Genomic DNA, 2,593 nt, shown 5'->3' on the forward strand with positions numbered 1-2,593 from the left:
CGCAAGGTTGTGGTGGGCGCCACGCCGAGGATGAAGTCGACATCGTTGGCGCGGCACCAGTCGATGACCTGTGGACTTCTTTGGTTGCCGCCCTGAATGCAAGAAGTTTCTGACCCATAAAACGCGTGATCGAGTGCGGTCTTCTTTCAGGCCTCGTGGCGCGGCACTTCCAAAAGCCGCGGGCCGGTATGGTGATCTGCGGATCGGGTCCAAATCTGCAATGCGTGCTTTCAGGCACGTGTCCACTGACTGGTTTTCCCGATCCCGATCTGTTCGATCATTTGCCCATGCAGGTCATCGCCTTCTCACACTCGTTCACCGGCGCCTGTTTGCTGTGTCGCTCATGTGGCAGCAGTCAGCGCCGGATCCCTATAATCTTCGCCTTTCGTCAACATGGCCCAGATCGCGCGGGCCATCTTATTGGCCAGTGCGATCGCCACTAGCATCCGCGGCTTCCTCTCCAGCATGCGCGCCAGCCACGACCCTTTCGGGATCGATTTACGCCCCATCCAGTTCAGCCGCGACATCGCACCGATGATCAGCAAACGCCGGATGTCGATCTGCCCGGCCTTGGAGACGCGCCCGAGACGCTGCTTGCCGCCCGATGAACGTTGCAATGGCACAAGCCCCAACCACGCCGCAAAATCCCGTCCGCGCTTGAAGTCTGACATCTCTGGGGCAAAGGTCTCGACCGCCAGTGCCGTCAATGGGCCGACCCCAGGCATCGTTTGCAGACGGCGCGTCTTGTCCGTCGCAGCCGCCAGTTCTTTCGCCTTCTTCGTCCTGGCATTGATCCGGCTCGTCTTCTCGGAAATCTGTTCCAGCAGATCCAGACATTCCTCACGCACCAGCTCTGGAAGGTCGCTGTCCGGTGCTTCGACAATTGCTTCGATGCGTTTGAGTTGGCCGATCCCTTGCGGGACGGCGTGGCCGTATTCGTAAAGCGCGGCACGCAGTGCATTCACCAGTTCCGTGCGCTGATGGACAAGACGTTCGCGCGACCGGAACAACACCGCTCTGGCTTGCTGCTCTTCAGTCCGGGGCTCGACGAATCGCATCTCTGGACGCTGTGCAGCGATCACAATCGCCTCGGCATCGGCGGCGTCATTCTTCTGGCGCTTGACAAAGGGTTTTACGTATTGCGGGGCAATCAGGTTCACTTCATGGCCAAGCTTGATCATCTCCCGCGACCAGTAATGGGCGCTGCTACAGGCCTCCATCACAACAACGGCCGGAGGCTGACCTGCCATGAATTTCAGGAACTGCGACCGCGTCAGCTTTTTGCGGTAGTTTACTTGCCCTGTCATCGACGCTCCATGAAGCACGAAAACATTCTTTGCCAAATCCACCCCGATCATCGTATCCTTCGTCACGGTTGCCGTCCTTTCTGCTTGTGGGCTTTGATCCACCATTTTGGCACATCGATGCCGTCTGAAGTGGGCGGCAACCACCCCATCTGCAATAGTGATGGGGTGGATGGCTCCTGCTCCCCGGCATCAAGGTGCCATATGGTAGGTTGTGTAGTGACCACAGACCCACAGTCGAGAGGAGCCATCCCATATGAAGATTACCACGATCGGCCTGGATTTGGCCAAGAACGTCTTCCAGGTTCACGGCGTCAATGCCGAGGGGAACGTCACTGTCCAGCGCCGGCTGCGTCGGAAAGAGGTTCTTTTGTTCTTCGGCGGCCTCGAGCCAGTGGAGGCCGACGACGACGATAGCCTGCCGACTTTGGCAAGGGGAGCCTTGAGACCGCTCGTCGCGCAATTGCGCACAAACGAAAAAGCGATTGCCGAGCTCGACGCCGAGATCAAGGCCTGGCACACGCAGAACGAAATGAGCCGGCGACTGGCGACGATCCCCGGGGTAGGCGTGCTGACCGCATCCGCGATTGCGGCGACGGTTCCCGATCCTTCCTTCTTCCGGTCTGGTCGCGAGTTCGCGGCTTGGCTGGGCCTCGTCCCTCGACAGAACTCGAGTGGCGGCAAAGAGCGGCTGGGCCGGATCTCAAAGCAGGGCAACCGCTACATCCGGCGCATGCTGGTGATTGGCGCGACTGGCATGCTTCGCTACGCGCGAGCAAAAAGCGCGGCTGGCGCACAATGGGTCACCGGTCTGCTTGAGCGCCGCGCGCCGCGTCTGGTTACGGTCGCCATGGCCACAAGATGGCACGGATCGCATGGGCAATCATGACGCGGCAGGAAACCTTCAGGGCACCCGCGACGGCGGCGTAGCAGCGAGGATCGCGGATTAGTTGAGATAGGAGAGCAACAGGCTACCAGAGACCGTAAGGTGAATAAGACTTGATGCCAACCGGTCGAACCGGGGATTGGGAAAACTCGCCGATAGCCATGCGGATTATCAATACCGCGTAATAGTGATTGAGACCCGATCCGCGAACTTCATCAGGGCCAGCGGTTATTAATGGCCGCATCAACAGGCCGGACACATGACCGCACCCGATCGGCAGGTGGAAAAGTCAGATTCTCTCTTGCGCGGCAGGAGCCATCCACACATGGCTGTCGGCGCGGATCAGGATCCGGGTGTTGGGCCAGTTGCTCCGGATCGCCCGCACCAGGCGGCGCAGGTGGGG

At 59.7% G+C, this 2,593-nt stretch carries 1 protein-coding gene and 1 pseudogene; one reads left to right on the forward strand and one right to left on the reverse strand.

Annotated elements, in window-relative coordinates:
- Positions 1 to 341: 341 nt before the first annotated feature.
- On the reverse strand, positions 342 to 1,358 hold the full coding sequence (locus ACWGTI_RS32240; RefSeq protein ID WP_454590630.1) for an IS110 family transposase: 1,017 nt from the start codon (positions 1,356 to 1,358) through the stop codon (positions 342 to 344).
- A gap of 202 nt (positions 1,359 to 1,560) precedes the next feature.
- Between ACWGTI_RS32240 and ACWGTI_RS32245 the strand changes: the two are divergent.
- A pseudogene (locus tag ACWGTI_RS32245) lies at positions 1,561 to 2,234 on the forward strand (IS110 family transposase).
- Positions 2,235 to 2,593 lie beyond the last annotated feature (359 nt).

The organism is Mesorhizobium sp. ArgA1 (assembly GCF_053714375.1).

Coding starts and splice junctions, on each gene's coding strand:
- ACWGTI_RS32240 (WP_454590630.1), bottom strand. CDS start 1,358: ATGATCGGGGTGGATTTGGCAAAGAATGTTTTCGTGCTTCATGGAGCG.